The 25,761-nt window shown below is 63.7% G+C and carries 26 protein-coding genes and 1 tRNA gene; 18 read left to right on the top strand and 9 right to left on the bottom strand.

Annotation, left to right across the window (positions count from 1 at the left end; all coding sequences use genetic code 11):
- The first annotated feature begins 112 nt into the window (after nt 1–112).
- From A8950_RS13845 to A8950_RS13805, 9 genes are all read left to right on the top strand, one after another.
- Nucleotides 113–481, top strand: coding sequence for a DUF177 domain-containing protein (locus A8950_RS13845; protein ID WP_166645179.1), 369 nt, complete (start codon nt 113–115; stop codon nt 479–481).
- Nucleotides 482–634: 153 nt separating this feature from the next.
- Nucleotides 635–829, top strand: a complete 195-nt coding sequence (rpmF, locus tag A8950_RS13840) for a 50S ribosomal protein L32 (protein WP_133614269.1) — start codon at nt 635–637, stop codon at nt 827–829.
- Between the two features lie 40 nt (nt 830–869).
- The gene (gene plsX, locus A8950_RS13835; RefSeq protein ID WP_133614268.1) at nt 870–1,919 is read left to right on the top strand and encodes a phosphate acyltransferase PlsX; all 1,050 of its coding nucleotides are present in this window, start codon (nt 870–872) and stop codon (nt 1,917–1,919) included.
- A gap of 3 nt (nt 1,920–1,922) precedes the next feature.
- Nucleotides 1,923–2,900, top strand: a complete 978-nt coding sequence (locus A8950_RS13830) for a beta-ketoacyl-ACP synthase III (RefSeq protein ID WP_133614267.1) — start codon at nt 1,923–1,925, stop codon at nt 2,898–2,900.
- Between the two features lie 163 nt (nt 2,901–3,063).
- Entirely contained in the window at nt 3,064–3,402 is a 339-nt protein-coding gene (locus A8950_RS13825) for an integration host factor subunit alpha (RefSeq protein WP_133614266.1), read from the top strand.
- Entirely contained in the window at nt 3,399–4,031 is a 633-nt protein-coding gene (locus tag A8950_RS13820; protein WP_133614265.1) for a MerR family transcriptional regulator, read from the top strand. The genes A8950_RS13825 and A8950_RS13820 overlap by 4 nt, the downstream gene beginning before the upstream one ends.
- A gap of 179 nt (nt 4,032–4,210) precedes the next feature.
- Nucleotides 4,211–4,287: transfer RNA gene (locus A8950_RS13815), tRNA-Pro, on the top strand.
- Between the two features lie 177 nt (nt 4,288–4,464).
- Nucleotides 4,465–5,310 (top strand): FecR family protein, encoded by an 846-nt coding sequence (locus A8950_RS13810; RefSeq protein ID WP_166645178.1) that lies wholly within the window; start codon nt 4,465–4,467, stop codon nt 5,308–5,310.
- 256 nt (nt 5,311–5,566) lie between these two features.
- On the top strand, nt 5,567–5,899 hold the full coding sequence (locus A8950_RS13805; protein WP_133614263.1) for a hypothetical protein: 333 nt from the start codon (nt 5,567–5,569) through the stop codon (nt 5,897–5,899).
- A gap of 90 nt (nt 5,900–5,989) precedes the next feature.
- Here A8950_RS13805 and A8950_RS13800 read toward each other — a convergent pair whose 3' ends face one another.
- The 3 genes from A8950_RS13800 to A8950_RS13790 all read right to left on the bottom strand — a co-directional run bounded on the left by A8950_RS13800 (nt 5,990) and on the right by A8950_RS13790 (nt 9,855).
- A complete protein-coding gene (locus A8950_RS13800; RefSeq protein WP_166645177.1) occupies nt 5,990–6,856 on the bottom strand; it encodes a FecR family protein in 867 nt (288 codons plus the stop codon).
- A gap of 213 nt (nt 6,857–7,069) precedes the next feature.
- Nucleotides 7,070–9,055 carry a DNA topoisomerase IV subunit B gene (parE, locus tag A8950_RS13795; RefSeq protein WP_133614261.1) on the bottom strand — a complete coding sequence of 662 codons (1,986 nt, stop codon included), beginning with the start codon at nt 9,053–9,055 and terminating at the stop codon, nt 7,070–7,072.
- 131 nt (nt 9,056–9,186) lie between these two features.
- Nucleotides 9,187–9,855, bottom strand: a complete 669-nt coding sequence (locus tag A8950_RS13790) for a pentapeptide repeat-containing protein (RefSeq protein ID WP_133614260.1) — start codon at nt 9,853–9,855, stop codon at nt 9,187–9,189.
- Between the two features lie 185 nt (nt 9,856–10,040).
- Here A8950_RS13790 and pseC point away from each other — a divergent pair, with 185 nt between their 5' ends.
- Together pseC and mscL are read left to right on the top strand one after the other, a co-directional pair.
- The gene (gene pseC / locus A8950_RS13785; RefSeq protein WP_133614259.1) at nt 10,041–11,252 is read left to right on the top strand and encodes a UDP-4-amino-4,6-dideoxy-N-acetyl-beta-L-altrosamine transaminase; all 1,212 of its coding nucleotides are present in this window, start codon (nt 10,041–10,043) and stop codon (nt 11,250–11,252) included.
- A gap of 47 nt (nt 11,253–11,299) precedes the next feature.
- Complete coding sequence (gene mscL, locus A8950_RS13780) at nt 11,300–11,713, top strand: large conductance mechanosensitive channel protein MscL (protein ID WP_133614258.1); 414 nt, start codon at nt 11,300–11,302, stop codon at nt 11,711–11,713.
- A 17-nt stretch (nt 11,714–11,730) separates the two neighbouring features.
- On the opposite strand, the gene A8950_RS13775 is transcribed toward mscL, so the two are convergent.
- Complete coding sequence (locus tag A8950_RS13775) at nt 11,731–13,212, bottom strand: MBOAT family O-acyltransferase (protein WP_133614257.1); 1,482 nt, start codon at nt 13,210–13,212, stop codon at nt 11,731–11,733.
- Nucleotides 13,213–13,270: 58 nt separating this feature from the next.
- Complete coding sequence (locus A8950_RS13770; protein ID WP_133614256.1) at nt 13,271–14,497, bottom strand: hypothetical protein; 1,227 nt, start codon at nt 14,495–14,497, stop codon at nt 13,271–13,273.
- Nucleotides 14,498–14,582: 85 nt separating this feature from the next.
- Between A8950_RS13770 and A8950_RS13765 the strand changes: the two genes are divergently transcribed.
- From A8950_RS13765 to glpK, 3 genes are read left to right on the top strand one after another with little or no spacing between them, the layout of a single operon-like run.
- Entirely contained in the window at nt 14,583–15,584 is a 1,002-nt protein-coding gene (locus A8950_RS13765) for a 4-hydroxyproline epimerase (RefSeq protein WP_133614255.1), read from the top strand.
- Nucleotides 15,585–15,619: 35 nt separating this feature from the next.
- Nucleotides 15,620–16,273 carry a uracil phosphoribosyltransferase gene (gene upp, locus A8950_RS13760; RefSeq protein ID WP_133614254.1) on the top strand — a complete coding sequence of 218 codons (654 nt, stop codon included), beginning with the start codon at nt 15,620–15,622 and terminating at the stop codon, nt 16,271–16,273.
- Nucleotides 16,274–16,284: 11 nt separating this feature from the next.
- Nucleotides 16,285–17,766: a glycerol kinase GlpK gene (gene glpK / locus A8950_RS13755; RefSeq protein WP_133614253.1), complete on the top strand. Its 1,482-nt coding sequence runs from the start codon at nt 16,285–16,287 to the stop codon at nt 17,764–17,766.
- Between the two features lie 9 nt (nt 17,767–17,775).
- Here the strand turns inward: glpK and trmFO are convergent, their stop codons facing one another.
- Nucleotides 17,776–19,146, bottom strand: coding sequence for a methylenetetrahydrofolate--tRNA-(uracil(54)-C(5))-methyltransferase (FADH(2)-oxidizing) TrmFO (gene trmFO, locus A8950_RS13750; protein ID WP_133614252.1), 1,371 nt, complete (start codon nt 19,144–19,146; stop codon nt 17,776–17,778).
- Between the two features lie 47 nt (nt 19,147–19,193).
- Here trmFO and A8950_RS13745 point away from each other — a divergent pair, with 47 nt between their 5' ends.
- Nucleotides 19,194–19,583: a RidA family protein gene (locus A8950_RS13745; protein ID WP_133614251.1), complete on the top strand. Its 390-nt coding sequence runs from the start codon at nt 19,194–19,196 to the stop codon at nt 19,581–19,583.
- A gap of 32 nt (nt 19,584–19,615) precedes the next feature.
- Here the strand turns inward: A8950_RS13745 and A8950_RS13740 are convergent, their stop codons facing one another.
- Nucleotides 19,616–19,984, bottom strand: a complete 369-nt coding sequence (locus A8950_RS13740) for a DsrE family protein (protein WP_133614250.1) — start codon at nt 19,982–19,984, stop codon at nt 19,616–19,618.
- Between the two features lie 147 nt (nt 19,985–20,131).
- On the opposite strand from A8950_RS13740, the gene A8950_RS13735 reads away from it, so the two are divergent.
- Nucleotides 20,132–21,085 (top strand): AraC family transcriptional regulator, encoded by a 954-nt coding sequence (locus A8950_RS13735; RefSeq protein WP_279513061.1) that lies wholly within the window; start codon nt 20,132–20,134, stop codon nt 21,083–21,085.
- Nucleotides 21,086–21,105: 20 nt separating this feature from the next.
- On the top strand, nt 21,106–21,366 hold the full coding sequence (locus tag A8950_RS13730) for a PilZ domain-containing protein (RefSeq protein ID WP_133614248.1): 261 nt from the start codon (nt 21,106–21,108) through the stop codon (nt 21,364–21,366).
- A gap of 126 nt (nt 21,367–21,492) precedes the next feature.
- On the opposite strand, the gene A8950_RS13725 is transcribed toward A8950_RS13730, so the two are convergent.
- Nucleotides 21,493–22,131, bottom strand: a complete 639-nt coding sequence (locus A8950_RS13725) for a glutathione S-transferase family protein (protein WP_133614247.1) — start codon at nt 22,129–22,131, stop codon at nt 21,493–21,495.
- A 4-nt stretch (nt 22,132–22,135) separates the two neighbouring features.
- The gene (gene uvrA, locus A8950_RS13720; protein ID WP_166645176.1) at nt 22,136–25,009 is read right to left on the bottom strand and encodes an excinuclease ABC subunit UvrA; all 2,874 of its coding nucleotides are present in this window, start codon (nt 25,007–25,009) and stop codon (nt 22,136–22,138) included.
- Between the two features lie 185 nt (nt 25,010–25,194).
- Here uvrA and A8950_RS13715 point away from each other — a divergent pair, with 185 nt between their 5' ends.
- The gene (locus A8950_RS13715) at nt 25,195–25,704 is read left to right on the top strand and encodes a single-stranded DNA-binding protein (RefSeq protein WP_133614246.1); all 510 of its coding nucleotides are present in this window, start codon (nt 25,195–25,197) and stop codon (nt 25,702–25,704) included.
- The last annotated feature ends 57 nt before the right edge of the window (nt 25,705–25,761 follow it).

Genomic DNA, 25,761 nt, shown 5'->3' with positions numbered 1-25,761 from the left:
CGCGACAACCCCCGCCGATCGTGCAGCAATCGCGCAATCGCTCGGTCTGCTGGCTCTCAACGCGCTGACCGCGGAATTGTCGCTGCGGCGCACGCCAGCCGGACAGATAGAGTTGACCGGCGAATTGCAGGCGGAGGTCGAGCAAGCCTGCGTGGTAACGCTGGAACCCGTGGCCGCGTCGATCTCGGAATCATTCCGCATGCGTTTTGCCGAGGATGCGGCCGAGCCGGATCTTGCCGAGATCGACCTCGATTTCGAGGCGGCGGATCCCCCCGACCCGATTGTCGGGGGAACAATCGATCTGGGCCAAGTGGTTGTCGAGCACCTGGCCTTGGCCCTCGATCCCTACCCGCGCAAGCCGGACGCGGCATTGTCAAAGGAATTTGAGCCCAAACCGGACGAGTTGCCCGAGGCGGCGCCGAAAGCAAAGCCCGACAAGACCCATCGGCCATTTTCAGGGTTGGATAAATTATTGAAATAAAACAAGATATATCCAGAGTGACGCGGATGAACCGGAATTCTTCACGGCGCTGTCGGAGCGATCACCCCCTTGCTATCCCTCGGGAATTTGGTTATCTACCCGCCAATTGGCGGCAGGCGGTGCTGCCTCGTTTTTTTTTGAAGAGAGTGGATCATGGCAGTCCCCAAGAAGAAGGTCAGCAAGTCGCGCCGCAACATGCGTCGTTCCCATCACGCGCTGACCGTGTCGGCTTCGGCCGAATGCCCGAATTGTGGCGAACTGAAGCGCCCGCATCATGTCTGCGGTTCCTGCGGTCATTACGACGGCCGCGAAGTGGTTGCGCAGGGCTCGGAAGCCGAGGCAGCCTAACTCCAGACCCGTTCGCAGCATGGCCGGGAAGGAGTAAGGGGTGAGCGCCAGCCTGGCTATTTCATTGGACGCAATGGGTGGCGACAACGCGCCTGACATGGTGGTCAGGGGTGCCGAGATCGCACGCCAGCGCTTTCCCGATGTCCACTTCCTGCTGTTCGGCGACGAGGCGCGGCTGCAGCCGCTGCTGCGCGAGCTGCCCGAACTCGCCAAGGTCAGCACTATCCGTCATACCGACATTGTCGTCGCCATGGACGACAAGCCGAGCCAGGCGCTTCGCGCCGGTCGAGGTTCCTCGATGCGGCTAGCCATCGACGCCGTTCAGGACGGCGAGGCGGCCGCGGTCGTCTCCGCCGGCAATACGGGTGCCCTCATGGCGATGGCGAAATTCGTGCTGAAGACCATGCCCGGCATTGATCGCCCGGCCATTGCCTCGTTTTTCCCGACCATGCGCTCGGAAAGCGTCATGCTGGATCTGGGTGCCAACGTGCAATGCGACGCCAACAACCTGGTCCAGTTCGCGGTCATGGGAAATGTCTTCGCCCGTGCCGTGCTCGGCGTGCAGCAACCCAGCATGGGCATCCTCAATGTCGGTGCTGAAGAACTGAAAGGCCATGACGCGGTAAAGGTTGCGGCCTCGATGCTTCGCGACGTGCCGCTGCCCGGCCGCTTCGTCGGCTTCGTCGAGGGAGATGACATCGCCAAGGGCACGGTCGACGTTGTGGTGACCGACGGCTTTACCGGCAATATTGCGCTCAAAACCATCGAAGGGACGGTCAAGCTCTATGGCCACTGGCTGAAGCAGACCTTTTCCATGTCGATCTGGTCCAAGCTGGCCTATCTGTTTGCGCGCCCGGCTCTCAACGGCCTGCGCGCCCAGGTTGACCCGCGTCGCTACAACGGGGCGATTCTCATGGGCCTCAACGGCATTTGCGTCAAAAGCCATGGCGGGACGGATTCCTTCGGCTTTGCCAATGCAATTGGCGTGGCGGTCAATATGGTGCAGAACGACGCCATGGAACGGATGCGGCAGGATCTCGCCCAGTTGATGGCGGTGCCGGGTGGCGAAGCCATGGCGGCGGCGCTCTAGATCATGAATACGCGTCGCTCCATCGTCCTGTCGGCCGGCAGTTACCTGCCCAGGAACATCGTCACCAACGCCGATCTGGCGGCGCGCATCGACACCAGTGACGAATGGATCCGGCAGCGCACCGGGATCGGCCAGCGCCACATTGCGGCGGATGGCGAGCTGACCTCGGATCTGGCGGTCCACGCCGCCGAGCAGGCCCTGCACCATGCCGGGCTCCGGGGTGCAGATCTCGACGTCATCGTGCTGGCGACGACGACGCCGGACCATACCTTTCCGGCCACGGCCACCAAGGTCCAGGACCGCCTCGGCATGAAGGGCGGCTTTGCCCTCGACGTACAGGCAGTCTGCTCGGGCTTCGTCTATGCCCTCGCCGTGGCCGACAATTTCCTGCGCTGCGGCCAGGCGAAACGGGCGCTCGTCATCGGCGCCGAGACATTCTCGCGCATCCTCGACTGGAACGACCGCAACACCTGCGTGCTGTTCGGCGACGGCGCCGGTGCGGTGATCCTGGAGGCGGGCGAGGGCGAGGGCAATGCCAAGGACCGCGGCGTCCTATGCACCCATCTCTTCTCCGACGGTGCGCATTACGACAAGCTCTATGTAGATGGCGGCCCATCGGCGACACAAACGACCGGGGTCGTGCACATGGAAGGCAAGGAAGTCTTTCGTCACGCCGTGGTCAATCTGGCGGCGGCGGTCGATGCCGCGATCGCATCTGCCGGCATCAGCCCGGAGGACGTCGACTGGCTGGTGCCGCACCAGGCCAACCGCCGCATCATCGACAGCATGGGCAACAAGCTGAAGCTGCCGCCTGAGAAGGTGGTGGTGACGGTCGATCGTCACGCCAATACCTCGGCTGCCTCGATCCCGCTGGCCTTTGCCGAAGCGGTGAATGACGGCCGCATCCAGCGCGGCCAGTTGGTGCTGATGGAGGCCATGGGCGGCGGCTTCACCTGGGGCTCGGCGCTGATTCGCTACTGAATCCAAGGATTCCCGGCCGCGCGCAGGTTCACACATGGGAGCATAGATCAATATCGCTCTCTAATTGACTGATTTCAGAGTAAACGATACGCTCTCACTGCAATTCGGTGACAGGCCCGGAATATGGCCGTTTGAACGCGAAATCGAACTGGCAGGTGGGGAGATGAAGGGCAACACAATCACGCGCGCGCATCTGGCCGAAGCCGTCTACCAGGAAGTCGGTCTATCGCGGAACGAATCGGCCGAGCTGGTCGACACGGTGCTCGATGAAGTGTCGAACGCGCTGGTGCGTGGCGAGAGCGTCAAGATCTCCTCCTTCGGCAGTTTCCTGGTGCGCATGAAGGGCGAGCGGATCGGCCGCAATCCAAAGACCGGCGAAGAGGTACCGATCAAGCCGCGCCGCGTGCTGGTGTTCCGCGCCTCGCATGTCCTCAAGGACCGGGTCAACAAGGGCGCCGAGAGCAAGGTGCCCGACAATCAGGGCGCAGATAGACAATCATGAGCTCGCCAGCCGAACGAGTCCGGGCCGTGGCGGCCGACGCTGCCGAGTCGCGGACAGCCGCGAAGAACGAGGCCGGCAGGATCGATTCCCGGCGCCCCAGCGCGCGACGGGTCGAGAAGGCTGCCGGTGCGTTCCGCACCATCAGCGAGGTCGCCGACGATCTCGAAGTACCGCAGCATGTCCTGCGCTTCTGGGAAACCAAGTTCCCGCAGATCAAGCCGATGAAGCGCGGCGGCGGCCGGCGCTACTACCGGCCCGAAGACGTGGACCTGCTCCGCGCCATCCGCGGCCTGCTTTACGATCAGGGCTATACCATCAAGGGCGTCCAGAAGCTGATCCGCGAGGGCGCCTTGCGGCTGGGCCCGGACGGACCCGAACTGGACGGTGTCGGTGGTGGCGAGGCGGCCCTGGCGGCCGCAATGGTTGCGGGATCCGCCGAGGATGGCCAGCCGGCGGCAGATCATGCGCTGGATCCGGCCCTTGCCGCCAAGGTGGGCCAGGCGCAGGCCATGCTCGACCTGCCGCTGTTCAAGGCTGCCGCACTGGACGAGCGGCAGATCCGCGAAGTGAAGGCGATCACCGCCGAACTCGAGGAATTGCGCGACCGCCTGCGCAAGGTCCTGGGCTGAGGGGTGGACCGGCAGCTGCCGGTCCATGCCATTGGCCCGCACGGGTCCTTTTCATTGCATGCGCCCATGAGGGTCGCTATATAGGGCCCGCCATCGGCACCCCCTGGTCCGGACCACGTCCGGACCCAGCCGAGCGGCAACGGGGCGGCCGGCGGGCTGTCACCCGAGATTGAGAGTGTCGGAGCGTAGCGCAGCCTGGTAGCGCATCAGACTGGGGGTCTGGGGGTCGCTGGTTCGAATCCAGTCGCTCCGACCATCTCTCTCCTTTATTTCATGATATCAGAAAGTTAACTGATTGGCGCCGGTGCTGAGATGCAGCGTGCGCTGCGGCGCGCAGCGCATCAGATAGGTTCAGTGATTCGCGTCACAAATATGTATGATCTCCGGATCATGTCCTTGCTGCCGACGGCGGCATCGCCATATCGGGGTCATGATGAACGCGCACACTCACAACACTGGCCGATGCAGTATCTCGATTTCGGGGCTGCTGGCCCTCACCGTGCTTTCCTTCACCTCGCCCGTACTGGCTGACGGGCCAGCCGGCGCCGCGACACTTGTCGTCAACAATGCGTCGGCCGGTGACGGCCAGCTTGAGCCCGGTGGCGGTGTCAACGCGGCGGATACCATCCGCACGGGCGCCGGCAGCGCTGCCTTGTTGGCGATGGCGGATGGTACCGAGCTAGCCCTCGGCGAGGAGGCGGAACTGACGGTGCTCGATTTCGTCGGCCAGGCAGCCGACAGCATCGGCAAGTTCACCCTGGAGGTAACATCGGGCGCGGTTCGCTTTGCCACCGGAAGTTTCGCCAAGCCCGCCTACACCATACGGACGCCCTCGGCCGTCGCTGCCGTGCGCGGCACGATCTTCAGCATGTATGTGACCGATATCGGTGAAACCTACATCGCCGTCGAAGAGGGCAGCGTTGAAATCCGCAGCCGTCGCGGCACCAAATTCACCGTGCCTGCGGGTGCCGCCATGTTCCTGAACACGCGCGGTGACGTTGATGGTTCGCTCTTCAATCCGCTGGCCGGCGCCGACCTTTCCGCATTGCCGCGCGGTGCGGTGCCGACGGATGCCATCCGCCGCATGGATCGCACGCTTTTGGCCGCGACATCCGTGCCGGGCCAGCCGGCCACCCCACGCGCCCTGGGCCTGCCCGCGGCAATCGAGGCCGGCGTCATAAAGGCAGAAGACCTGCCGCCCTTTGCCACAAAGACTCCGGCCTACGGCAAGAGCAAATACGGCACGGACAAGGACCGGGACAAGGATGGCGGCTACTGAGCCCCGACCCACCAATCCCTGCAAATTCAAGTCACCCAGCAGAGCCACCGGCCTACCAGCCGGTGGCTCTTTGCGTCGCTGCCAGTCTTTCCATCAAATTTGATGGAATTACGACGAAAATGCGATTTGTCACAAAATAGTGTGCTTGAATCGCGGAACTTCCACTGGATGCAGGTACAAAGCCCGACAGGAAAGGGCTATCCTCAACTAGCGGTCGGAATGGGCCGCAACATCTTTGCAACGGGTGGGACGGAACATGAGTGGCATTGGCGATATTCTGGAGCCGAGCGGGGAACTGGCTGAGGGCTTGCCGCCCGCGGCCGAGCCAGTGGCCGACAATGCCATCAGCCTGTCGCTTGCCGACCTGCTGCCGGATAGTTCCGGGGCCATCGTCATCGAAGGCGAGGCCGAGGATCTGAGCGTTCGCATCGTTACCGACGCCACCGTCGTTGATGCCGGCGTTGTCGAGCAACTGGTCACTGCGACAGGCGAAGACGTCTCCGGCCATGCCTATTTCGCTTTCGAGAATGGCACGACGCTTTATGCCCCGCGCGACCTCGACCTGCTGATCGTGAACAGCGACGTCTAGCGCGCCGCGCAAATCAACCTATCATCCTGCCAAGTGCTGTTGCAGCGAACCTGTCTGCAACGCCGTTGTCGCTGCAGTGCGCCAGTTCACCTAGCTATTGTTGTCGTTTCCGGATTCGTGCTCGCCACCTTTCTCGCCATTGTGGCCGCCATATCCGCCTCCACGATCGCCCCGCCCGCCGATATTGCTGCAACCCGGATTGGTCGGGTTGATGCAGTGCGTGGCCTTCTTCCCGTCATCCGCGCCCGCCTTGCGCGGCGCCGGCGGGATGGGAGCCAGATTCAACGCCGGCGCGGCATCCGGGTTGAACGGAATCTCGGCGCCGGGGACAGCGGTCGCCGCGTCGAACTCGGCCATCTGATCGGGTGACCAGCGGCCGACGGGGCCGAGCCCCTCGGCCGTCACGCGGGTACCGAGGCTCCGGGTCAGCGAAATGGCGCTTTCGCCCGAGATGATGTTGCGCCTGATGCCGACGCGCCCGGAAAGGATGATGACGTCACTGTACTGGCTATTGGCAAGGATGCCCCATTCCGTGCCGCGAACTGCAGTGACAGCCAGCGGCGTCCTGATTTCGAAGCGCGACTTGGGCGTCGCGGGCGCCGCGAAAGTCCTGATCGCACCCTGGCCGAGTTCCAGTTCGATCTGCCGGTCGGTACCCGGGCCGGCCGACTGAACGGCCGCCATGGTCAGGGTGGATTGCGATCCCAGATTGATGGTCGAGCCATCGATGAGCTGCAAACGCAGCCGGCCGTCCGCGGCAGTGACGACAATGTCGCCGGGCTCGAGTGCTGCGCCCAGTAGCAATGGCCCCTTGCTGTTTCCACGCTGGATTTCGGCATTGCCTGACAGGCGGATGACCTGAGCAACCGGTTCGGCCGTTGCTGCCGTCGCACCGGCCAGGATGATTGCCAGGGCGCCAATGAATGATTTGAATGAAATGTGCTGAACGAGCGACATGGCCGCCATACCTCAACCGGGAGTTACTAGGGATTATAAGGCAAGTACGCTGGCCGGCGTGAGCCGCAAGTCTGAACTGGCCAGGTACAGTCATCCCGTTAGTCGATCCACCGGCTGTTCGGTTCGGATGGCGGCCCACACAATAATGTTAGGCCGTGAGGCGTGAAATGGTTTAACGACGCTGGACGCCCAGGTCCTCAGACATCCAGATTCTTAAATGTCCAGATTCTGTGCAAACCGGGCGTTCTCCTGGATGTACTGGAAACGCAGCTCCGGCTTCCGGCCCATCAGGCGTTCAACCAGATCCGCAGTCTCCCGCGCCTCGTCGCGCTCTTCCTCATTGTACTTGTGCGGGATGCGGACCTTGAGCAGCGTCCGCCGCTTCGGGTCCATGGTGGTTTCCTTCAGCTGCGTCGCCGGCATTTCGCCCAAGCCCTTGAACCGGCTGATCTCGACCTTGCCGCGGCCCGAGAAATCCCCGGCCAGCAGGGCTTCCTTGTGGGCGTCGTCCTGGGCATAGGCGATCTTGCCGCCCTGGGCGAGGCGGTAGAGCGGCGGCTGCGCGAGATAGAGATGACCGTTCTCGATCAGCTGCGGCATCTCGCGATAGAAGAAGGTCATCAGCAGCGAGGCGATATGGGCGCCGTCGACATCGGCGTCCGTCATGATGATGATCTTCTCGTAACGCAACCGCTCTTCGCTGTACTTGTCGCGCGTTCCGCAGCCCAGCGCCTGCAGGAGGTCGATCAGTTCCTGGTTGGCGGCGAGCTTGTCGGCCGAGGCGGCGGCCACGTTGAGGATTTTCCCGCGCAGCGGCAGCACTGCCTGGGTCTCGCGGTTGCGTGCCTGCTTGGCCGAGCCACCGGCACTGTCGCCTTCGACCAGGAACAATTCGGTTCCCGCCATCGCATCCTTGGAGCAATCGGCGAGCTTGCCGGGCAGGCGAAGGCGCCGCGTCGCCGTCTTGCGGGACAATTCCTTGTCCTGCTTCTTGCGCTGGCGCTCTTCCGCCTTCTCGATCACCCGCTCCAGGAGATCCCTGGCGCGATTGGGGTCGTTCGACAGCCAGTGGTCGAAATGATCCTTGATCATGTTGTCGACCAGACGCGTTGCCTCGGGCGAGGCCAGCCTTTCCTTGGTCTGGCCCTGGAACTGCGGATCGCGGATGAAAACCGAAAGCAGCATCGCAGCGCCGCCGCAGATATCGTCCGAGGTGACGAGGCCGATCTTGCGATTGCCGACCAGTTCGCCATAGGCCTTCAGTGAACGCGTGATGCCGGTGCGCAAGCCGCTTTCATGGGTGCCGCCCTCGGGCGTCGGCACCGTGTTGCAGTAGGAGTTCATGAAGCCGTCTTCATCGACCGGCCAGGCAATCGCCCATTCCAGGCGCCCCTGTTCGTCGGGAAATTCAGCCTGGCCGGAGAAAGGCGCCGCCGTGATCGTCTTGCGGTTGCCCAGCGTCATGGCAAGGTAGTCCATGAGCCCGCCGGGGAAGTGCAGAACCGCCTCGGCCGGGATCTCGTCACTTTCATTCACAAGTGCCGGGTCGCATTTCCACCTGATCTCGACGCCGCGGTAGAGATAGGCCTTGGAGCGGCACATGCGGTAAAGCCGGGCCGGCTTGAAATGTGCCTGCTTGCCGAAGATCTCGGGGTCCGGGTGAAAGCGTATCGAGGTGCCGCGCCGATTGACGTTGCCTCTGTTCTCCAACTTGCTGGTGGGCTTGCCGCGCTTGTAGCTCTGCACCCAGAGCTGCTTCTCCTTTGCCACCTCGACCACAAGGTCGTCGGCCAGCGCGTTCACGACCGATGAGCCGACACCATGTAGGCCGCCCGAGGTCTGGTAGACCTTGCCCGAGAATTTGCCACCGGAGTGCAGCGTGGTGAGGATCACCTCGAGCGCCGACTTGTCCTTGAACTTGGGATGCGGGTCGATCGGGATACCGCGGCCATTGTCACGCACGGTGACATAGCCATCCCTGTCGAGTTCGACTTCGATGCGGCTGGCATGGCCGGCGACGGCCTCGTCCATCGAGTTGTCGAGCACTTCGGCAACCAGGTGATGCAGCGCGCGCTCATCCGTGCCGCCGATATACATGCCGGGACGGCGCCGGACCGGTTCCAGCCCTTCGAGGACCTCGATGTCCTTGGCCGAATAGTCGCTGCCCTTCCTGCCGGCATTCTCGAAAAGATCGCTCATGGTACTCCGGTGCGCCAGAATCTTGGGAAATCACCCGACTCGGATCAGCCGGCCGGGTGTCGTGGGGCGCAGTGATAGCGACCTCAGCCTGCCCCTCGCAAGCCATTGCTAGTCGATTGATTTAAAAAGGCTTACTGCTCCGGCGGCTGGTTGCTGCCGGGATGCCGGCAGGACAGCGCGCGGTGCAGCACCTCGGGCGCCACTTCGACTCCCATCAGATTGGCGCGCCACAGATCGGCGCCTTCCAGATTGGCGCCGGCAAGGTTCGCTGCCTTCATGTTGGCGTCCGAGAGGTCGGCACCGGAAAGGTCGGCATCCCGCAGGTTGGCCCCCGCCAGGTTGACCCCGGCCAGATTGGCCCCCTGCAGCTTGCTTTCCGACAGATCGGCGCCCGAAAAATCGCACCCGGCCAGATTGGCCATGGAGAGATCGAGGCGCGGCAATTTGAGCCCGGAGAGATTGCGGCCGGTAAAATCGGCCCGCTCGCCACCCAGTCCGCGCAGCCAATCGTGGTGGGCGCGCAGGATATCCAGCAATTGCCGCAGGTTGCGGCGCTTGGCGGCCCTTTCTGCGGCTTCGATCTCGGCCCGTTCCCGCAGATCGACATGGGCGGGGATCTGCGGCGAGAGCAGTTTCAGGCGCAATTGCCGCTCGGCATCCGCCTCGTCGGTGGCCGTGATCTCGCCGCGCAGGGGCGGCAGGCCCTTGCGCTGCTGGATGCGGTAGACGAACACCCGGGCCTGGGTGCTGCCATTGTCCTCGATGATGGCGGCGGCGTCGGTCAGATCCAGTTCCGACATTGCGCTGGCGCACTCCTTCCCGACCGGGCGTCGAATCAAGGTTTCCTGTTTTGACTATACCAAGGCGCCCCACGGCGTGCTTGCGGTAATATTGGTTAACCCGAATGTGCGACAAGCCGGTAGGCTGGCATCGGGCCCGGCCCCGGGCTATAGCTTGCCGATCACCCATTCCGCAGCAGCACTCCATGGACAACCATCAGAAATTCCTGCCTTACGGCCGCCAAAGCATAGACGAGGCCGATCTCGCCAGCGTGACCGCGGCCCTGCAGGCCGATTACCTGACCACCGGCCCGACGGTCGGTCGATTCGAGGCCGCCTTTGCCGCAGCCGTGGGCGCCCGCTACGCCGTCGCCAGCAACAGCGGCACCGCGGCCCTGCATCTGGCCTGTCTCGCCCTGGGATTGGCGCCGGGCGACACCGTCATCGTACCCAGCGTCACCTTTCTGGCCACTGCCAATGCCGCGCGTTTTTGCGGGGCCGAAGTGGTCTTTGCCGATGTCGATCCCGATAGCGGCCGCCTGACGGCAGAGCATTTTGCTGCGGCCCTGACGCGAGCCGGCGACCGCAAGGTGAAAGCCGTTCTGCCGGTCCACCTCAACGGCCATTGTGCCGACATGCTCGCCATCGCCAGCCTTGCCGAGCGGCATGGCATTCGGGTGGTCGAGGATGCCTGCCATGCCCTAGGCGGCGCGCAGCGGGCTGGCAATGACAGCGCGGCGCCGGTCGGCGCCTGCGCGCATTCCGACCTTGCCTGTTTCTCGCTGCACCCGGTCAAGACCATGACGACGGGCGAGGGGGGTGTCACCACGACCAATGACGAGCGCCAGTATCAGGCCATGCAGATGTTCCGCAGTCACGGCATGACGCGCGATCCGGCGACCTTCCGCCACCGGGAACTGGCCTTCGCACCCGACGGTCAGGCCAATCCCTGGTATTACGAGATGCACGCGCTCGGCTGGAACTATCGCATCACCGATTTTGCCTGTGCGCTTGGCGAGAGCCAGTTGAAGAAACTGCCGGGCTTCGTCGCGCGGCGGCGTGAACTGGCGGCTCTCTATGACCGCCTGCTGGCGCCGCTGGCGCCTCGCCTCAAGACGGTGCCGGCCCAGTCCGGCGACGATCCGACCCTGCACCTCTACGCCGTCCTCATCGATTTTCCTGCCATCGGCAAGTCACGGGCGCAGTTCATGGCGGAACTGCGGGGGCTCGGCATTGGCACCATGGTCCACTACCTGCCGGTCCACCAGCAGCCCTACTACCGTGACCGCTATGGCCGGGTAGATCTCCCCGGTGCCGATTCCTATTACGCCCGCCAGCTTTCGATTCCACTTTACCCGGACATGACACAAGATGATGTGGCGCGCGTGGTGGAGGCCTTGCGGCGCTGTCTCGGCTGACCTAACGTTCCATTGGGGTCAGCTGCAAAGACAAACGGGGGCGCAGGATGCTGAAGGAATTTCGCGATTTCGCGATGCGCGGCAATGTCGTCGATCTTGCCGTTGGTATCATTATCGGTGCTGCCTTCACCAGCATCGTCAACTCGCTGGTCAAGGATATCCTGATGCCGCCCATCGGCTTCATCATGGGCGGGATCGATTTCAGCAATTTTTTCATCACCATTTCGGGCGAGGATTACACCACGCTGAAAGCGGCCCAGGATGCCGGGGCCGTCACCATCAATTACGGCATGTTCCTCAATGCGGTCATCAACTTCCTGATCGTCGCCTTCGCCATCTTCATCCTGGTGAAGCAGATCAACCGCTTCAAGAAGGCCGAGCAGCCGGCGCCGCCACCCGGCCCCAGCGAGAGTGAAAAGCTGCTGGCAGAAATCCGCGATCTGCTAAAGGCCAGCCGCTGACTGCCTAGAATGACTGCCTAGAACTGGAAATACAGGAACTCCGACTGCCAGCCGAGAATGGCGACGGCGCCCGCCGTTGCCAGCAGGCCGATGATGACGGCCCAGGGCAGCGTGGGGCGCCATTGCAGCCAGCTTTCAAGGCGGCCGAGGCGCCGCTTGCCGAGCGTTACCAGTTTCAGGGTGGCGCCATAACGTCCGAAGATTTCGATCACGTTCGGCGCGGCCACGGCGATGATCGCCGCGGCCGCCACGATCGGAATGCCATCCGCCGGCAGACCGTCGATGTTCGGCGTCTTGAGTGAAAGACCATTGCCACCCACCATGCTGCCCAGCATGGCATGGGCGGCGTCGAGATCCGCCGCGCGGAAATAGACCCAGGCGACGAGCACGGCCAGCATGGTCGTGGCCCAGGCAAGCGACCTTGGCATCCTGAGCCCGGCCCCCGACCAAAGGCGATGGATCACCAGGAAGGCACCGTGCAGGGCGCCCCAGAGCACGAACGTCCAGCCGGCCCCGTGCCACAGGCCGCCCAGCAGCATGGTGATCATCAGATTGGTGACTTGTCGTACACGCCCGCGCCGATTGCCACCGAGGGGAATGTAGAGATAGTCGCGAAGGAAGCGCGACAGGGTCATATGCCAGCGGCGCCAGAAATCGGCGATGTTGGCAGCCTTGTAGGGCGAATAGAAATTGGCCGGCAGGCGGATATTGAACATGCGTGCAAGGCCAATCGCCATGTCGGAATAGGCCGAGAAATCGAAATAGAGCTGCAAGCTGTAGGCGAGGGCGCCGAGCCAGGCTTCGGCCAGGGTCGGCTCGATACCCGACGCGGCAGCATTGAAAACCGGCGATGCCACCTGCGCCAGGCTGTCGGCGATCACCGTTTTCTTGAACAGGCCGACACCGAAAATGGAGAGGCCGACGACGAGATTGATGCCTCGCGCCCGTACGATGCTGTCCCGGCGAATCTGCGGCAGCGCTTCATAGTGATGCACGATCGGCCCGGCGATGAGCTGCGGAAAGAAGGTCACGAACAGGCAGTAGTCGACAAAGGTGTAATGCTGCGCGCGGCGCTGATAGGCGTCCACCAGATAGGCGATCTGCTGGAAGGTATGGAACGAAATACCGAGGGGCAGGATGATGAGGCCGATGCTCAACTCGCTACCGGCGAGGTCGTTGAAGATGCCGAGCAGGAACTGGGTATATTTGAAGTAGCCGAGCACGAGCAGAATCAGGGCAACCGCCATGGCGAGGATGAGCCGGCGGGAACCGGCGGAATGGTCGCGACGTTCGAGCTGGCGGCCGATCAGGAAGCTGAACACCACCTCGCCCAGGATCAGCCAGACATAGACCGGATTCCACCAGGCATAGAAAAAGGCCGATGCCGCCGACAGGAAGCCGATGGCGATCGTCCGGTGCGCAAAGCGCCCGAGAAGGAAAAAGATCGCCAGGGTCGCCGGCAGGAAGGCCAGGAGGAACTCAAATGAGTTGAACAGCATGTCGGGCGGTCCTGGATTTGCAGTCTGGGTCTGGTGGAACTTGCTGGGATGGGACCGGTCAGGATTTCTCGCAACCCAGGGCCAGGAAATCGGCCTCGGGCCGGGCCCCGGGCCGCAATTCGTCAATGCGCGCGTGGCCGGTATTGCTTTCGATCAGGCCCTGGACCGCCGCGCGGTCTATGGCCCGGGCGATCAGCAGGTCCTGCTGACTGGCAATTCGGTCGAGAATACGCAGATAGGTGACCTCGCCGCCATGGAACCCGTCGATGAACTCACATGGCCCGGAGCCGATTTCGGCCGGGTCCTGCGCATCGATGACCGGGGCGCCAGTGGCCCAGACCGAATCCACCCAGGCGGGGATCAGCAAATCGTCCGGATTGTCGGTCAATTGGGAAAGCACAGGCGGCGCCACGGGCGGGAGGAACAGCACCACCTCGATGCCTTCGGCGCGAAGCTTGCCGACGATGGTGTTAAGTTCGGCGATCGATTCCTCGAATGGCAGGACCGCCACGTTGAACTTGCTCGATGCCTTGGCCTTGCGCAGTCGTTCCAGCGTCCGCTCGAAATTCTCGTCCTCGCTGTGCAGACCGCCTTCATACAGCATGCCGTAGTCATAGCGGCCGTGGCGGTCCCATCCCTGGCCCACGAACTGGGCGAGGGCGCCAATTCCCGGTGGCGCCTGATAGCCAGGCAGCATGCCGGCGACAAGCTGGCCCGGGGAAATGCGGCCATCGGACAGCCATTGCAGCGGCTCGGCCAATTGCGTCAGGCTGATGCGGATGGCGTCCGTATCCTGCATCGTGGTGTCGATCTCGTCGTCGCGATTGGGGTTGAACCACCAGAAGTCCAGGCCCAGCAGGACGGATTTCGGCTTGTGCAGCGCGAGCGCTGCGTCGATGAACGCCATCGCCTGATCGATCGTGTTGGCCGCTCCGCCGGCATTGTAGACACTGGCCGAGAAGCCTTCGCCGGCGAAGGCCATGACCCGGGACGAGCCGACCAGAAGCACGTCCGGCTGCACCATGCGATAGCGTTCCAGCTTGAATGCATAGGGACGATAGGCCAGGGCGGCGCCGTATTTCTCGCCGGTTTCGGCCTGGCGATGTGCCGCCGCGACGGGCCCCATCGTTTCTCCGGTCCGCTCCAGGAACTTGTAAAGTCCGGAGACAACCAAGCCGGCCAAGACGAGCGGCACCGAGAAGACGGCCATGTACAGCCATAGGCGTGCCGGGCGCATCCTGGCGTGGCTGGCGGGGCGAAGGCGCTGGGTGGCTAGCTGGGTCATCGGGGCGGGCGCGTTGTCGATTGCCAAGGTAGGAGCCGGGTTATATCAATTGCCGTCAAGCTTGCCCATGCACAAGGTTAACCTGATGGCCCGTTTCACCTTTTCCTGTATCGACGCGCATACCTGCGGCAACCCGGTCCGGGTCGTCTCCGGCGGCGGTCCACGGCTTCAGGGCGCCAGCATGACCGAGCGCCGCCAGCATTTTCTTGCGGAATTCGACTGGGTTCGGACCGGACTGATGTTCGAGCCCCGGGGGCACGACATGATGTCGGGCAGCATCCTCTATCCGCCGACGCGGGAAGATTGCGATGTTGCCATCCTGTTCATCGAGACCTCGGGCTGCCTGCCGATGTGTGGCCACGGCACGATCGGCACGGTCACCATCGCCATCGAGAATGGGCTGGTGACGCCGAGGAAACCGGGGGAGTTGCGACTCGATACGCCGGCCGGCCTGGTCGTGGCGCAATACGACCAGGTGGGCGAGCATGTCGAATCCGTGCGCCTCACCAATGTGCCCGGCTATCTCCATGCCGAGGGCCTCGAGATCGACTGTCCGGAACTCGGGCCGATCAAGGTCGACGTCGCCTATGGCGGCAATTTCTATTGCATCGTCGAGGAACAGCCGGGCTATCGCGACATGGCGGATTTTTCCGCCGGGCAGTTGATCGCGATGAGCCGCGAACTCCGGCGCCGGATGAACGAGCGCTACAGCTTCGTTCACCTCGAGAACCCGGCGATCAAGGGGTTGTCGCATATCCTGTGGACCGGCAAGCCGACGCAGGCGGGCGCCGATGCGCGCAATGCGGTCTTCTACGGCGACAAGGCGATCGACCGGTCGCCCTGCGGCACCGGCACCTCGGCACGCATGGCGCAATTGGCGGCCAAGGGACGGCTGAAGGTCGGGCAGAGCTTCGTGCATGAGAGCATCATCGGCTCGTTGTTCAAGGGTCGGGTCGAGGCTGCGGCCAATGTCGGCAATCGGCCGGCCATCATTCCCTCGATCGAGGGCTGGGCGCGCGTCACCGGCTACAACACCATCTTCATCGACGACCGCGACCCCTACAGGCACGGTTTCCAGGTAATCTGAAAAGGCAAGAACAACAGGCAGGGCAGGGGCAGAACATGGTCAAGACCTTCAAGGAATTCCCGTCGCTCAATGTGCTGGATCATCCGCTGATCCAGCACAAGCTCTCCATGATGCGCGACAAGGCGACGCCGACCACGCTGTTCCGGCAGCTGCTGAAGGAGATCGCGCTGCTGATGGGCTATGAGCTCACCCGCAACCTGCCGATGACGACGCAGGAGATCGAGACACCGATCACGGCCATGCAGGCGCCGGTGATCAAGGGCAAAAAGATCGCCATCGTGCCGATCCTGCGCGCTGGCCTCGGCATGGCGGATGGCCTGATGGAACTGGTGCCGGCGGCGCGCATGGGCCATATCGGCCTCTATCGCGATCACGACACCAAGCGGCCGGTCGAATACTTCGTCAAGCTGCCGGAGCCCGAGGGCCGCATCTTCATCCTGGTGGACCCGATGCTGGCGACGGGGCATTCGGCGGCGGCCGCGATCGATACGCTGAACAAGCGCGGCATCAGCGACGACAACATTCGCCTGATGTCCCTGGTGGCGGCACCCGAGGGCGTCAAGGTGGTGCAGGCGGCGCATCCGGAGGTGCCGATCTTTGTCGCGGCGCTGGATTCACATCTCAACGAGAACGCCTATATCGTGCCCGGCCTCGGCGATGCCGGTGACCGCCTGTTCGGCACGAAGTGAAGGTGGGCGACATGGCAAAGGCCGATCTCATCCTCGCCATCGACCAGGGCACCACCAGCACCCGGGCCATCGCATTCGCTCTCTCCGGCGAGCCACAGGCGAGCGCGCAGAAGGAACTGCCGCAGATCTATCCGGATGACGGCTGGGTCGAGCACGATCCGGAGGAGATCTGGCGTGCGACGGTCGAGGTGACGAAGAGCGTGCTGGCCAAGGTTGGCGCCGCGCGCGTCGCCGCCATCGGCATCACCAACCAGCGCGAGACGGCGGTAGTCTGGGACCGGAAGTCCGGCAAGCCGGTGCACAATGCCATCGTCTGGCAGGACCGGCGTGGGGCGCCCCTGTGCAAGAAGCTGCTGGCCGATGGCCTCGAGCCGGTGATCCAGCGGAAGACCGGGCTCCTTATCGACAGCTATTTCTCGGCCACCAAGATTGCCTGGATCCTGGAGAATGTCGCTGGCGCCCGCGCCGCTGCGGAGCGTGGCGAGCTTGCTTTCGGCACGATCGACACCTTTCTGCTCTGGCGGCTAACCGGCGGCAGGGTGCATGCGACCGATGTCACCAATGCCTCGCGCACCATGCTGTGCGACATCCATCGCCTCGACTGGGACGACGAGTTGCTGAGAGTCTTCGGCGTGCCGCGATCCATGCTGCCGGAGATCCGCGAGAATGCGGCCGATTTCGGTACCACCGATCCGCGGGAAATCGATGTCGCTCTGCCGGTGGCCGGCATGGCCGGCGACCAGCAGGCCGCCGTCATCGGGCAAGCCTGCTTCCAGCCTGGCATGATCAAGAGCACCTATGGCACGGGTTGTTTCGCCCTCATGAACACCGGTGCGACGCCCGTTCTATCAAAGAACCGCCTACTCACCACTGTGGGCTACAAGTTGCAGGGCGAAACGGCCTATGCGGTCGAAGGCTCGATCTTCATCGCGGGAGCCGCCGTGCAATGGCTGCGCGATGGATTGAAGCTCATTCAGCAGGCGGGCGAGACCGAGCGCCTCGCGCGCTCGGTCCGCGGCACCGGCGGTGTCTATCTGGTGCCGGCCTTCACCGGACTCGGTGCGCCCTATTGGGACCCGATGGCGCGCGGCGCGCTATTGGGGTTGACTCGCGACACCGGGATTGCCGAGATCGTGCGCGCGGCCCTCGAAGCGGTCTGCTACCAGACCCGCGATCTGATGAGCGCGATGGTGGCCGATACCGGCACCGAGGTCAAAAGCCTGCGCGTCGATGGCGGCATGGTGCGCAATGACTGGGTGATGCAGTTCCTCTCCGATCTCCTCGCCGTGCCGATCGGGCGCCCTGTCGTGATCGAGACGACGGCATTGGGTGCTGCCATGGCGGCGGCACTGGGAGTCGGCCTGCTGCCCGATCTGAAGGCGGCCGCCGCCAACTGGCAGCAGGAACGCCTGTTCAATCCCGACATGCCGGCGGAGGAGCGCGAGCGCCTCTATGCCGGCTGGCAGGCGGCGATCAGGCGGATCAGGAGTTGAGGCGCTGCGTTAAGCCGATTCCAGCCATCCGGCCAGGTCGCCCAGCGCCCGCGCGCTCAGGCGCGGCTTGCGGCCCGCTTTCCACTCGCGCAAGAGTGCCTTGGTGAGGCCTTCCGGTGGATCGATCTCCGGGAACAGGCCGAAATTCACGTTCATCGGCTGGAAATGTTTCGCATCGGCGCTGCCGGTGATGTGGCCGATGAGGGCGCCCAGCGCCGTCGTGGGCGGGGGTGGGGTGACGGCCCGGCCGAGACGCTCGGCGGCGGCGAAGCGGCCGGCGAGCAGGCCGATGGCGGCACTCTCGACATAGCCCTCAACGCCGGTCACCTGGCCGGCGAAGCGCAGGCGCGGCTCCGCCTTCAGGCGCAGGCTGGTGTCGAGCAGCCTGGGGCTGTTGATGAAGGTATTGCGGTGGAGACCGCCGAGCCTGGCGAACTCGGCATGCTCGAGGCCGGGGATCATGCGGAAGATCCGCACCTGCTCGGCATATTTCAATTTCGTCTGGAAGCCGACCATGTTGTAGAGCGTGCCCAGTGCATTGTCCTGGCGCAGCTGCACCACGGCATAGGGCCGGCGCTGCTCCTTCGGGTCGAAGAGCCCGATCGGCTTCATCGGGCCGAAGCGGAGCGTGTTCGGTCCCCGCGCCGCCATGATCTCGATCGGCAGGCAGCCCTCGAAATAGGGTGTGCCTTCCCACTCCTTGAACTCGGTCTTCTCGCCGGCAAGGATCGCCTCGATAAAGGCGAGATATTGCGGCTTGTCGAGGGGGCAGTTGATGTAATCGGCGCCGTCGCCTTCCGGTCCCACCTTGTCATAGCGCGACTGGAACCAGGCCTTCTCCAGATCGATGCTGTCCTTATGGACGATGGGGGCGATGGCGTCGAAGAAACTCAGGGCCTGTTCGCCGGTTAGTTTCAGGATCGCCTCGGCCAAGGAGGGCGAGGTGAGGGGGCCGGTGGCAATGATGACATTGTCCCAATCCGCAGGCGGCAGGCCGGTGACCTCCTCGCGCGCGAGGGTGACGAGCGGATGCGCGGCCAGGCGCTCGGTGACGGCGGCGGCGAAACCGTCGCGGTCGACGGCCAGCGCGCCCCCCGCCGGCAGCTTGTGCCGGTCGGCGCAGGATAGAATCAGCGAGCCGGCACGCCGCATTTCCTCGTGCAGCAATCCGACGGCATTATTCTCGGCATCGTCCGAGCGGAAGGAGTTGGAGCAGACCAACTCGGCGCATTTGTCGGTCTGGTGCGCATCGGTGCCACGCACCGGGCGCATTTCGTGGAGAATGACGGGGATTCCGGCCGAGGCCAATTGCCAGGCGGATTCCGAGCCGGCAAGGCCGGCACCGATCACATGTACGGGATTTTTGCTAAAGTCGATCATGGCCGGGGTGATAGCGCCCGCCGGCCGTTTAGGCAAGGAACCCGGAAATGCTCAATTTTCTCAACCCACCCTCGGCACCGCCGCCCTTCAGCCGCTATTCGCAGATGGTCGCGGCGCCTTCCGGCTGCCGCTGGCTCCATGTCAGCGGCCAGGTCGGCTGCGACCGCCAGCACCAGACGGCCGAAGGATTCGAGGCGCAGGCGGAACTGGCCTGGGGAAATCTGATTGCCTGCCTTGAGGCGGACGGCATGTCGGTCCATGACCTGGTCAAGGTCAATGTTATCCTGACCCGCGCCGGCGATGTTGCCGCCTCGCGCGTCATCCGCGATCGCATGCTGGCCGGCGCGCAACCCGCCTCGACGCTGATCGTGGTCCAGGCCCTTGCCTCGCCAGATTGGCTGATCGAGGTGGAGGGAATCGCGGCACAGGCGATTTAACCCCCGCGCCGCGTGGTAGCCGAGCCGTCCCCTCAGAACGAGAGGGTGGCGGCCCCCTGCTTCAACTCGGCATGCATCACGCTGGCGCCGGCGATGATGACACCGTCCAACAGATCGGCCTGCTCGTAACCGCGCGCGGTGACACAGGGCGGGCATGCCCAGATGGTGCCGCCGCGCTGCATGAAGTCCGTGATCAGCTTCAGCAGCGGATCAAGCGGCGGCACGTGGGTCATCGCCTGGCCCCTGCGGCGGACGAGGTCGATGGCGGCGCTGGTCAGGAACATATAGACCTTGAGCCCGGCGGTAATCCCGCCATTGGCAATAGTGAAGGCCACCGAGGACAGTTCGGAATCGATGCCCCGGGTGACCAGAATGACAAGCTTGTCGGTTTCGGAAGCCATGGTCGCAAACTCCACTTTCGGTTTATGATTGAGACGGCGGTTTCATAATTCCGTGCGGGAGATTGGTCATTGGCCGGAGCGCCAGAAGAATTGATTGAAAATCCGAAAAAGGTTAACGCGAGAACCGAAACGCTCGGCGCGGAGGACGTGCTGTCGGATGTCTTGCGTACCATTCGACTCAATTCCGCCGTCCAGTTTTGCTTCATGCCGCAAGGGGATTGGGAAACGGACCGGGCGCCGAGGTTGGGCGCCAGTGGCGCCGATTCCAACGCGGCAATCCCATTTCACATCGTCGTGCGCGGAAAATGCTGGGTAAGGATTGGCGCCGAAACGACGCATCTCGAAGAGGGTGATATCGTCGCCTTCCCCTTCTGCACGGGGCATCAATTGGGTGCCGGCCAGGGTGGTCAATTGATCGTGCCGACGCGCGATCTGCCACCGCTTCCCTGGCGCGACCTGCCGGTGCTGCGCTATGGCGATGGCGAGCCCGATCTGCGCCTGCTCTGCGGCTATCTGGAGTGCAGCGTCATCAACTTCCAGCCGCTGCGCGCCGCTCTGCCGGTCATGCTGCATGTGAAGACACGCGGCCAGACAGTTACCGGCTGGCTGGGTGCCGTGATCGGCCAGATCACGGCGGAGGTCGATCGCCCGCGCACCGGCGGCCAGTCGATGCTGGAGCGGCTGACCGAGATCGCCTTCATCGAGATCCTGCGCCACTACATCATCTCGGCCCGCCTGGGGCCTGTGGGCTGGCTGGCAGCACTTGCCGATCCGCAGCTCGCACGCTGCCTTGCCCTCATCCATACCGAGCCGCAACGGGACTGGTCGATCCAGGACCTCGCCGCCGCTGCTGGCATGTCGCGGAGCTCGCTCGCTGGAAAATTCGACTCCGTGCTGCAGACCTCGCCGATCCGATACCTGCGCGACTGGCGCCTGTTCCTCGCGAGCGTCGCTCTTGCGAATGGCGGGCAGCCCATCATCGCCATCGCCGAAGAGGCGGGATATGGCACGGAGGCCGCCTTCAATCGCGCCTTCAGCCGCGCCTTCGGCCTGCCGCCGGCGGCCTGGCGGCAACGGGCGCGGGATGCGGGCACAGCCTGATGGGATGAGGCGGACGGGAAATGGTGGATCAGGGTAGTGACAAAAGGCGGCATCCACGCCGCAAGGTGCTGAAGAGCGCCAAGGCTTTCTTCCGCGGCGGCGCCAGCCTCTACGATTGCCAGGTACGCGACTGGTCGGAAGGCGGGGCCAGGCTGGTCTTCCCGGAACTCACCCCCTTGCCCAGACGCTTCACGCTGCAGCTCAGCGACGGCACTGAGCGCCGCTGCGAAGTCGTGCGTGCTGCCGGCCCCGTCATCGGCGTGCGGTTTGTCGGGAAATAGGGTGGCCCCCTATCGTCACGGCCCGCGAAGGCGGGCTATCCGCGGGTTTGCCGAGAAATGAAGAGAGCAATTCGCGGATCACCCGCCTTCGCTGGGGATCACGGAATTTTAATGTCGCATCCGATTTCAAACCGCCTGATCGATTCCCTGCAACGCCAGCATCTTCGCATAGGCGGGGCGCTTGAGCGTCTCGCGGATGAGGGCGTTGAGGTGCGGGTAGGCGTGGCCGGGTTTCGCCATCATTCGCGACCAGCGGATCAGCATCACCAGGAAATAGTCGCAGGCATAAAAGGGTTCACCGCAGAGATGCGGACCCCTGGTTGCGATCTCGTTGTCGAGGAAGGTCCACATCCTGGCGAGACGTTCTTCCGATTTCGCCTTCAGCTTCGCCTGTTCCGGCTCGCCGTCGATGAAATTCTCGCCATGCCACCAATGCATGATCGCTTCCTGCACGGTATTGGTAAGGTACGCCATCCATTGCAGATAGCGCGCCCGGTCCGGGGCCCCCACCGCCGGCGCCAGATTGAGCTCCGGGTGCTGCTCGACCAGGAACTGGCAGATGGCCGCACTCTCATACATCACCTGGTCGTTGTCATAGACCAGGGTCGGCACGCGGCCATGGGGGTTGAGCTTCAGATAGTCGGCGCCCTTCTGCTCGTTCCTGTCGCTGTCGATCTTCACGAACTCGGCCCTGGCGCCGGATTCCAGGATGATCGCCTGCGGCGCCATGGCGGCACTGCCGGCGCTCCAATAGAGCTTGTACATTGGTTTATCCTCTCGCGGCCTTTTTCTTCACGCGCTTACTAAGATATGGCGCCAGGTACTGCCCGGTATAGCTGCCCGGTGTGTCGGCGACATCCTCGGGCGTACCCTCGGCGACGATGCGGCCGCCCTTGTCGCCACCTTCCGGCCCCAAATCGATGATCCAGTCGGCCACCTTGATGACCTCGAGGTTGTGCTCGATGACGACGATGGTATTGCCCTGGTCGACCAGATGCTGCAGCACTTCCAGGAGTTTTCGCACGTCCTCGAAATGCAGGCCCGTGGTGGGCTCGTCGAGGATATAGAGCGTGCGCCCCGTGGCGCGGCGGGAGAGCTCCTTGGCGAGTTTCACGCGCTGTGCCTCGCCACCCGATAGCGTCGTTGCCGCCTGGCCGATATGGACATAGCCGAGGCCGACCTGGTTGAGCATGGCAAGCTTTTCGCGGATGGCCGGCACCGCCTTGAAGAACTCGACCCCTTCCTCGACCGTCATGTCGAGCACGTCGGCGATGGATTTGTGCTTGAACTGCACTTCCAGCGTCTCGCGATTGTAGCGCTTGCCCTTGCACTGGTCGCATTGCACATAGACGTCGGGCAGGAAGTGCATTTCGATCTTGATGACGCCGTCGCCCTCGCAGGCCTCGCAGCGCCCGCCCTTGACGTTGAAGGAGAAGCGGCCAGCCTTGTAGCCGCGCGCCTGGGCCTCAGGGAGGCCGGCGAACCAGTCGCGGATCGGCGTGAAAGCGCCGGTATAGGTGGCGGGATTCGAGCGCGGCGTGCGGCCGATGGGCGACTGGTCGATGTCGATGACCTTGTCGAGGAACTCGATGCCCTCGATGCGGTCGTGCTCGCCGGGATGTGTGCGCGCATCGTGCAGGCGCTTGGCCAAGGCATTGTAGAGCGTCTCGATGATGAGGGTCGACTTGCCGCCGCCCGACACGCCGGTGACGCAGGTCATGGTGCCGAGGGGGATGTCGACGCTGATATTCTTGAGGTTGTTGTGCCTGGCTCCGACGATGCGCAGTCTCGCCTGCTTGCCGGCCCCCTTGCGTCGTTCGGACGGCACCGGAATGCTGCGCGAGCCGTTGAGATATTGTGCGGTGAGGCTGTCCGACTTCATCACCTCGGCCGGTGTGCCTTGCGCCACCACCGTGCCGCCATGGATGCCGGCGGCGGGACCCATGTCGATGAGGTAATCGGCGTTGCGGATGGCATCCTCGTCATGCTCGACCACCAGCACGGTGTTGCCGAGGTCGCGCAGGCGTTTGAGGGTCGCCAGCAGCCGGTCATTGTCGCGCTGGTGGAGGCCGATCGAAGGCTCGTCCAGCACATAGAGTACGCCGGTGAGGCCGGAGCCGATCTGGGAGGCGAGGCGAATGCGCTGGCTCTCGCCGCCGGAGAGGGTCGCCGAGGCGCGGGAGAGGGTGAGGTATTCGAGGCCGACCGAGTTGAGGAAACCAAGGCGCTCGTTGATCTCCTTCAGGATGCGATAGGCGATGTCGTTCTGTTTCTTGCTGAGTTTCTTCGAAAGGCCGCCGAACCACTCGGCCGCCTGCAGGATCGAATACTCGGCCACGTCGGCGATGTTCTTGCCGTCGATCCTGACGGCGAGCGCTTCCGGTTTCAGGCGGCGGCCTTCGCAGGCCTCGCAGGGGCTGGTCGACTGGAAGCGGCCAAGTTCCTCGCGCACCCAGGCGCTGTCGGTTTCGCGAAAGCGGCGGTCCATATTGGTGATGACGCCCTCGAAGGGTCGCGTCGTCTTGTAGGAGCGCGTGCCGTCATCGAAGGTCATCGTGACGGCTTCCTCGCCCGAGCCGTAGAGGATGATGTCGCGGGTCTTCTTCGGCAGATCCTTCCATGCGGTGCCCAGCGAGAACTTGAAATGCCGGGCAAGGCTTTCCAGGGCTTGGACGTAATAGTTGGAGCTGGAATTGGCCCAGGGCGCGATGGCGCCGTCGCGCAGGCTCTTCGACGCATCCGGCACCACCATCTCGGGATCGAAATAGAGCTTTGATCCCAGCCCGTCGCAGACCGGGCAGGCGCCGAACGGGTTGTTGAAGGAGAAGAGGCGCGGTTCGATCTCGTCAATGGTGAAGCCGGAGACCGGGCAGGCGAAGCGCGAGGAAAACAGAATGCGCTCATCAGGCTTGTCGGCGTAATCGGCATAGAGCAGGCCATCCGCAAGGCCGAGCGCAGTCTCGACGCTGCCAGCCAGACGCGTCTCCAGCCCCGGCTTCACGGCGATGCGGTCGACCACCACCTCGATATCGTGCTTCAGTTTCTTGTTGAGATTGGGCACCTCGGCGATCTCGTGGATCTTGCCGTCGACGCGGACGCGCTGGAAGCCGCGCTTCTGCAGGTCCTGGAATTCCTTCTTGTATTCGCCCTTGCGGCCGCGCGCGATGGGAGCAAGAAGCAGCAGGCGCGTGCCCTCGGGCAGTGCCATGATGCGGTCGACCATCTGGCTAATCGTCTGGCTCTCGATGGGCAGGCCCGTCGCCGGCGAATAGGGGATGCCGATGCGCGCGAACAGCAGGCGCATATAGTCGTAGATCTCGGTGACCGTGCCGACGGTCGAGCGCGGATTCTTCGAGGTGGTCTTCTGCTCGATCGAAATCGCCGGCGAAAGGCCGTCGATCGAATCGACATCCGGCTTTTGCATCAGTTCCAGGAATTGCCGGGCGTAGGCCGAGAGGCTCTCGACATAGCGCCGCTGCCCCTCGGCATAGATGGTGTCGAAGGCCAGCGAGGACTTGCCGGAACCGGAGAGGCCGGTGATCACCACCAGGGCGTCCCGCGGCATGTCGATATCGACATTCTTGAGGTTGTGCTCGCGCGCGCCGCGAACCGAAATCTTGTGACCGGTCAACTGGTTAGCCATGGGGACCTGGGCTGGAAGACGGAAGGAATCGGCGGCCATGCCGTGCCGCAGCAGGGCCGCATCATAGCGATGATCGGCGGGGTGGAATACCCCTTTTGTTCTACTCCACTGGGTGCTAGGAAAGGAGCCGGCGACGCGCTATACGGGCGCATTCACGCATCGGTTCTTCAGCAGGGGGCACATCCATGGCGGGCAGCGTCAACAAGGTCATTCTGGTCGGTAATCTGGGGCGCGACCCGGAAATCCGCTCGACCCAGGACGGCACCAAGGTGGCCAACCTCTCGGTCGCGACGTCGGAAAGCTGGCGCGACAAGAATTCCGGCGAGCGCCGGGAGAAGACCGAATGGCATCGCGTCGTCATCTTCAATGAGCGCCTGGTCGATGTGGCCGAACGCTTCCTGAAGAAGGGCAGCAAGATCTACCTCGAGGGCCAGCTGCAGACCCGCAAATGGACAGACCAGTCGGGTGCCGAGAAATACACGACCGAAGTGGTGCTGCAGCGTTTCCGCGGCGAACTCACCATGCTCGACGGCAAGGGCGAGGGTGGCGGTGGTGGCGGCATGGGAGGCGGTGACGATTACGGCAATGGCGGCGGCTTCGGCGGTGGTTCGGGCGGCGGCGGTGGCTATGGCGGCGGCTCGTCGGGCGGCGGTGGCGGCCGTGGCGGCGACCTCGACGACGACATTCCGTTCTGAAGTACCGGCTCTGCCGCGCCAGATTTTGCGGCATTGAGCGCTGCGATGCATTGCAGG

The sequence above is a fragment of the Dongia mobilis genome (genome assembly GCF_004363235.1).
Lineage (GTDB): Bacteria > Pseudomonadota > Alphaproteobacteria > Dongiales > Dongiaceae > Dongia > Dongia mobilis.
Note: the sequence above shows the minus strand (reverse complement) of the source record. Positions and strands in the feature narration are given on the sequence as shown.